The sequence below is a fragment of the Desertivirga brevis genome, assembly GCF_017355835.1.
Genome location: NZ_JAFEWF010000019.1, coordinates 1 through 7,423 on the forward strand (window position 1 = coordinate 1; position 7,423 = coordinate 7,423).

Genomic DNA, 7,423 nt, shown 5'->3' on the forward strand with positions numbered 1-7,423 from the left:
GTTCATTGTCCAAAGGAGTTTGGGCAAGCAGGGAGGCCATCCCGATTACTCCGTTCATCGGTGTCCTTATTTCGTGACTCATCGTGGCCAGAAACACGCTTTTTGCCTGATTTGCTTTTTCTGCTTCACATCTTGCAGCTTGTTCTGACTCCGAAATAAGTCTAAGTTCGACTGCCTGATTCTGCAATTCTTCCGATTGTGTCTGTAATTCTTCCGCGTGATTCTGCAGTTCGTTGTTAAGAACCTGCAAATCCTTAGCTTGCATTGCAATCTTTGCCGTACGAACTTTTACTTCCTCCTCCAATAGAGCTTTTTGAGCCTTAATAGACCTTACCCTGAATTTATAGAAAGCTACAACCGCACCAATAATAGTTAAAGCTGCTGCAATTCTGAACCACCAGGTCATGTAAAAAGGAGGGTGTACATGAATAACAATAGAGTAAGTGTGACTAGCCCAACTGCCGCTTTCGCTAACTGCCTTTACATAAAAGGTATAAGTTCCCGGATCAAGATTGGTATAGACAGCCGAATTAGAATGCCCGACATCATTCCAGTCCTTATCAAACCTTTCCAGCTTGTACAAATACTTGTTTTCATGCGGAGATGTGAAATTAAGGGCTGCAAAAGTCAATGAAAAGTTCTGTTTATAGTCCAGGCTAATCTCCCTGGCTATGGAGATATTCTCCTTTATTTCTGCATCCTCAGATGGAAGAATGCTTCTGTTGGAGATTTTAAGATCCGTTAATACTACCTTGGGACTATTGCTGTTACTACGCAGACTGGCCGGATTTACATAATTAAATCCGTCACTGCCCCCAAAAAACAGTGTACCATCCGCCAACTTTATTCCGGCACCTAATACAAAAGGACTTTGTTGCAGGCCGTTGTAATATGAATAATTCCTGATCTTTTTCGACTTCGGATCCAGACAGCTTACTCCCTTATTGGTGCTCGCCCAGATCTTACCCTGGTTATCTTCCAGAAGCTTTTGTATCACCTCGTTGGCCAGGCCATCTTCTTCCCGGTAGGCAACAAACTTTCTACGACTCTCATCATAGCGGGCCAGGCCACCTTCCGTTCCTACCCACATGGAACCGTCCGAAGACCGGCAAATGGAGCTCACATTGTTATGTGGCAAGCCGTTGTTAGCCTTATTTAAGACATAGGATGAAGGTACCACCCGGTTGTAGACGGTAATCCCGCCACCGCGTGAAGCAATCCAGATATTCCCACTCCGGTCCTCCCCGATAGCCCTGATGTAACCACTAAGCATACTTGTGTGAACGCCCTTTTCGCTTTCACTGAACTGATGAAAGGTCTTTTTGGAAGCATCAAATACGCTCACCCCCTGACCGTTCGTTCCAATCCAAACATTTCCCCGGCTATCCTCTTTTATACAAAAAACATCACTGCCACTAATACTTTCCGGTCCCTTTCCGCCAGTTACCTGCCTGCTTTTACGAGTTTTGGGGTCGTAAATAAATAAGCCATCCAGGTAAGTTCCGATCCAAAGTGAAGAGCCTATACTTTCCATAGCCAGTACAGCTTTTCCCCTATCAGAACTTGAGAGAGGTAAATGCTGGAAAAGGGAGGTATGAGGATTGAATAGGCTCAGACCGCCACCATCGGTTCCCACGTAAATTCCCGAGTTGTCAATTTTGGCGAATGAAGTTACCACGGGGGCTTTTAAACCAGTTGGATCAAAAGGATTACTTTGCCGGTAATTGAAGAAGGGCAGGTTCTTGTCGTATTTACTTATCCCACCCCGGAAAGTTGCCACCCAGCATATATTATCTTTATCTATTACGATGGATTTTACTGCCCGGGAGACAAGACTATAACGTTTTTTCGGATCAGGCTCTACCCGCCTGACCCTTCCGTTCAATGGATTTAAAATATTTAATCCTTCTTCGGTTCCCACCCATACTGCGTTATCCTGATCAACAGCAATCGAATAAATAATGTTACTGTTTAAACTGTTAGCATTGGTAGGTGCATTTCTGTAATTTATAAACCTGTCACTCCCCGGTGCCAGCATACTTAAGCCTCTGTTAGTACCCACCCATATGTTGCCTTTTGCGTCCTCAGCAAAACAGTTGACAGAATTACCAGCAAGACTAGAGCTGACATTATCGTCATGCAGATACCTCTTGAATACATTTTTTTTAGGAGAATATTGATATAGACCGCTACTTGTACCCAACCAGACGTTCCCGGTTTTATCCCTGAAAACTTTACCGGCTGAGCCAGGCAATACATTCAGTCCCAGTTGCTTTTTTAAATCCGGATAAAAAGTTTTGTTCGTTTTAGAATTTACAATAACTAAACCTCCGAAAACACCCAGCCAAAGATCATCTTTGGTGCCACTGGTTACAGAAACAACAGGGAACCCTTTAACATTCTTATAGTTGATGAAGGAATCTTTCGTACGATTATAGCGTACAAGGCCGTCTCCTGTTCCTATCCAAAGATTTCCCTTTTCATCTTCAAACAGATCCAGTATTTCACTGGAAGAAATACTGGTAGTATCCTTATCCTTATGACGATAGATAGAGAATTGTTTACCGTCAAACCTATTCAATCCGTCATCTGTGCCAAACCACATGTAACCATAGTGATCTTTGAGAATAACATTCACGTGATTCGAGGACAACCCCTGCCTACTACTAAGATTTGTAAAATTAAGATCACTCTCCTGGGAAAAAACCGATATGGAATGCAAAAGAAAAAAAACAACGCAATAAAAACACCTCAACTTCCACATCTTAATTTTGCTTTTTAGCACTATAAATAAACTGGTTACACGCTACCTGTGTCGGAAGCGATGAATGTTAAAATTATGTTATACGTATATTATATTTCCGGGTTCCGTTTCAGTAAAAATTAGCTAGTCACCTCCACAGCTCTAAGTACGTTCTCCACGAAAAAACGAACTGTTGAGTTACGAACTGAAGTCTACCTGAGTCAGGACGGGTTGTTGCTGACTTAATCTCTTAATTACCGGAATACGGCAATTAAGTCTGCAGCCTTATATGGAAGAATTGAGAGAATCTGGAGTTTAAACGCAGATGATTACGAATACAATTTTGTGATTCCTGCGAATACTTCTGCAACAATGTACTTGTCTGCCAAGTCGGAAAAGGATATTAGGATACAAAAAAGAAGACTTTCCAGGAATTCAGGAGTGAGTTATCTGGGAGTAAAAGACGGCAAGTTTGGATTTGAGTTACAGCCGGCTTCTTATCAAATACAAGTTAAAAAATATCCGACGCTTTAGTAATCACTTACCTCAGAAAAATCTAAGGCCATCTAAACAGAGTTTAGATGGCCTTAGATTTTTGATTAGGAATGAAGTAAGACCTCACTCCAGATAGAGGCTGCTCCTATAACATAAGCCCGTTCCCCCAGTATTGCTTTAATGATAGGGATTTTCACTCCCTCATTCCTTGCAAAGTTTACCGCGTGATCAAAGAAGAAACGATAGGAGCTTTCCATTTGCCCCCCGATCAGAATAGCCTCAGGACTCTCCAGCGTTGATACCTGAACAATAAATTTTCCAAGATAATAAGCGAACTCCTGAAATGCAAGTTCAACAGATGGGTCGGGATAGAACCGTTTCATCTCTGGAATATCCCCTACTTCGATACCTGATAATTTTGCAAAACGTTTCAAAAGAAACCCTGAAGAGATATAGTCTTCAGCTATAGAATCTTCAAAAGGCATTTTCCAATAATTAGCGTCTTCAACAATACCATTACGATATCTGGCAGTACCCAGACCGGCACCTAGTGTGATACCAAATGAGCGTTGATACCCCCTGGCAGTACCAGCAAAAATCTCTCCCTGAAAAAAATTCGCATCCACATTCCTTATCAGAATGTCCTCCTCTGACAATCCCAACTTTCCGGCAAGAAGCTTCTTAATGTTTTGACCTTTCAGGCTCCCGTACCGGTTTGGATCTGTATCAAGATAAACACCTGATTGGTAATCTACGAGATTAGGAATTCCTAACCCGATTCTCACCTCTCCGTCTTTATTTAAAGAGAGTACTTCAGAAAGACAGTCTGCCCATTTGTTAATTATTTCTTCAGATGTAGCTCTGGGATCTACCCGCTTGCGTCTTAAAGTGTTTGTTGCTACTTTCCTTTCAGTAAAATCCACAATTCCTGCAGAGATATATTGATCTTCTACCGCTGCCCCTATAAATGTTAATTTATCCATGACTCATCCTTTATATAAACTCGTTCATTCACCTACTAATTCAGGTTACATTGATACAGATAGGTGATACTATAATTGAAGTACCCAATTATAGCCCCTTTGACAGCGAACGAGTATCACGAATCGCCGTTTTTAATGTAAGAGATGTTAAATCGGCGATGCCCGAAACTCAAAGGGGTATCGAAGGTTGACCTAAGAATCAGATTTTTTTAGAAAATAAAAGATTTATCACACTTAACAAATGTGACTGAATTAGAAACATATGTAACCGATGAAACCGGAGGTAGCCCTTATTTTTGTAATAGGTTAGTTGAGGGAGCACCCAGCTCTAAGAGTCACCTAAAGACTCTGAAACACTATAGGTTATATAAATTGGTTAGATCGCCTCTCAGTAGAGGCGATTTTTTTTGTCCGGTTTTATACCAGATGCAAGAGAATTTCATGCCTCATACTAATATGTTCCGATCATTAAAAGTACAGATACAGATACTCTAGATAAACAATCTCCTTTACAATTTGTGTTGACTGACTAAGGAAAAAAATAATGTTACTGCCATTTCCCGACAAAAGGCAAACGGCAAACTTTCCTTCCACCGGAATTTTAGAAGTCTTATACGTTCAAAAGAAGCTTAATATGCTTGTTGAAAAAGCACAGGGAACGGTCAATTTCTGCGATATTGTGCAGATCCTTCAAAATATTAGTTTCTGTTAAGTGTGCTGTAGTTGAATTGACTCCTAGGTTAGTTATCATTTTTGACAAGACAACAGCCCGTTTAATTAGCAGGATTAAATTAAGTAAACAAGTTGTTAATATTTATATGGTCCCGAGGTTTGTCTTATTATAAGAAGGGGGGTATTGCAATGGAAAGGGATTTTTTCCATTGACGCAAGGTCTGGCTGTAAGATTAAGTCAATGAATAAATAGCTTGATTGACGGAGAGAACAGAAGTAATAATTATGCAGGCTTGAGGATTCGGTTAGTGATCGTATTCCTGTCCTTCACTTTCCATCACTACTATTCTTCGTCGTTCGCTTCTGACTTTTGTTTTTAGGCTTGGGAAAGATCTGAACGAAGTTGCAGATCGTCTTTTTAAAGCCCTCATCTGGCTTTTCAACAGAGTTCTTTTTAAGCCCATTAATTTTAGTTGTTTCCAGACCTTTCATATTAAAACTATTTTAAATTATAACAAGTAATAAATATCCATTTTCAAACTTTACAAATCTTCGAACATTGCTTCTAAACAAGGGCGAAGCCTGCTTTCCAATCTGGACCTACAAACAGCTTCCACAATTGACTCTCTCATTTGTGGAAGTCGTCTTAATAGCCGGATAAATCAAATCATGATCCTAGCTTAACAATTTTCTTTCAATTACCTTGTGAACTGCTTTTACGATATGCTCTGCATCCAGACCATATTTGGTCATCAGTTCTGCAGGTTTACCACTTTCGCCAAAGCTGTCGTTTACTGCTACATACTCTTGTGGAGTTGGATTATGCTGAGCAAGGAGCTGAGCGATGCTGTCTCCCAATCCGCCTAAACGGTTATGCTCTTCTGCTGTTACCACGCAGCCTGTTTTAGCTACTGATTTCAGCACTGCCTCTGCGTCTAATGGCTTTATGGTGTGGATGTTGATGATCTCTGCATCGATACCTAATTCTGCCAGTTTTTCACCTGCCTGAATGGCTTCCCATACCAGGTGACCTGTAGCGAAGATACTTACGTCTGCGCCTTCGTTTACCATCCATGCTTTTCCAATCTCAAATTTCTGATCAGGATCAGTGAAGATGGGAACTACCGGACGACCAAAACGCAGGTAAACCGGACCATGGTGCTCAGCGATAGCCATAATAGCTGCTTTAGTCTGGTTGTAATCACAAGGGTTGATCACTGTCATTCCGGGAAGCATTTTCATCATACCGATATCTTCCAGGATCTGGTGAGTTGCTCCGTCTTCTCCCAGGGTTAAACCTGCGTGAGAAGCACAGATCTTCACGTTCTTATCTGAATATGCGATAGACTGACGGATCTGATCGTAAACACGACCGGTAGAGAAGTTAGCAAAAGTACCTGTGAAAGGAACTTTACCTCCGATAGTCATACCAGCAGCAATACCCATCATGTTTGCTTCTGCAATACCGATCTGGAAAAATCGTTCAGGAAACTCCTTAATGAAAGCTTCCATCTTTAGTGAGCCAACTAAGTCGGCACACAGTGCCACTACCTCAGGGTTCTTTTTACCAGCTTCCAATAAGCCGGCTCCAAATCCTGAACGTGTATCTTTCTTTTCTGTAAAAGTGTATTTCTTCATTTTTAAGTTGTGAGATATGAACCACCAGCTTTTAGCGTAAGCTATGCTAATGTTTCAAGTTCATCTATCAACCTTCGAGATTTTGCTTGAGCAGGAAGCTCATAGCTGGCCTCTCAAAGCTGAGGGTCTAATAATCCTGTAATGTCGACTGTAACTGATCCAAAGCCTGTTGTAACTGCTCATCATTAGGAGCAACACCATGCCATTTGTGAGATCCCATCATAAAATCAACACCATGTCCCATGTTAGTCTTCATTAGGATCACTACTGGTTTACCGCTTCCTCTTCTTGATTTAGCTTCTTCCAAAGCAGCGATGATGCTTTCCATATCATTGCCGTCAGCATCCATTACATCCCATCCAAAAGCTGCCCATTTAGCATGAAGATCACCTAATGAAAGTACTTTTTCAGTCGGGCCATCGATCTGCTGTCCATTATAGTCCACCGTAGCGATGATGTTATCCAGCTTGTTATGAGGTGCATACATCGCTGCTTCCCAGATCTGTCCTTCCTGCAATTCACCATCCCCGTGAAGGGTATAAACGAAAGAATCATCACCATTTAATCTTTTAGCTTGTGCTGCACCGATAGCTACCGATAAGCCCTGACCTAAAGATCCAGAAGCCATACGTATACCAGGAAGACCTTCGTGTGTAGTTGGGTGACCTTGTAACCTTGAGTTCAGCTTACGGAAAGTAGCCAGTTCTGCTACATCAAAATATCCTGAACGGGCAAGTACGCTATAGAACACCGGAGAAATATGGCCATTGGAAAGGAAGAACAGGTCTTCACCTTTACCATCCATATTAAACTTGGGATCGTGTTTCATGATATGGAAGTACAGGGCTACCAAATAATCGGTACAACCTAGTGAACCTCCAGGGTGGCCCGA

6 protein-coding genes are annotated in these 7,423 nt (G+C 41.6%); 1 reads left to right on the forward strand and 5 read right to left on the reverse strand.

The genetic code is table 11. The features are described 5' to 3' along the window. The coding region (locus tag J4N25_RS26600) for a ligand-binding sensor domain-containing protein (protein ID WP_369410888.1) at positions 1–2,638 on the reverse strand (2,638 nt) is incomplete at its 3' end. Between the two features lie 375 nt (positions 2,639–3,013). Here J4N25_RS26600 and J4N25_RS27235 point away from each other — a divergent pair. Then, the gene (locus J4N25_RS27235; RefSeq protein ID WP_207424942.1) at positions 3,014–3,277 is read left to right on the forward strand and encodes an alpha-L-rhamnosidase C-terminal domain-containing protein; all 264 of its coding nucleotides are present in this window, start codon (positions 3,014–3,016) and stop codon (positions 3,275–3,277) included. A 65-nt stretch (positions 3,278–3,342) separates the two neighbouring features. Here J4N25_RS27235 and J4N25_RS26610 read toward each other — a convergent pair whose 3' ends face one another. The 4 genes from J4N25_RS26610 to J4N25_RS26625 form a co-directional block, all read right to left on the reverse strand. Beyond that, entirely contained in the window at positions 3,343–4,221 is an 879-nt protein-coding gene (locus tag J4N25_RS26610; RefSeq protein ID WP_207424939.1) for an ROK family protein, read from the reverse strand. A gap of 999 nt (positions 4,222–5,220) precedes the next feature. After that, on the reverse strand, positions 5,221–5,385 hold the full coding sequence (locus tag J4N25_RS26615) for a hypothetical protein (protein ID WP_207424940.1): 165 nt from the start codon (positions 5,383–5,385) through the stop codon (positions 5,221–5,223). Between the two features lie 183 nt (positions 5,386–5,568). Further along, positions 5,569–6,531, reverse strand: a complete 963-nt coding sequence (locus J4N25_RS26620; protein WP_207424941.1) for a transketolase family protein — start codon at positions 6,529–6,531, stop codon at positions 5,569–5,571. A gap of 127 nt (positions 6,532–6,658) precedes the next feature. Further along, the coding region (locus tag J4N25_RS26625) for a transketolase (RefSeq protein ID WP_242696043.1) at positions 6,659–7,423 on the reverse strand (765 nt) is incomplete at its 5' end.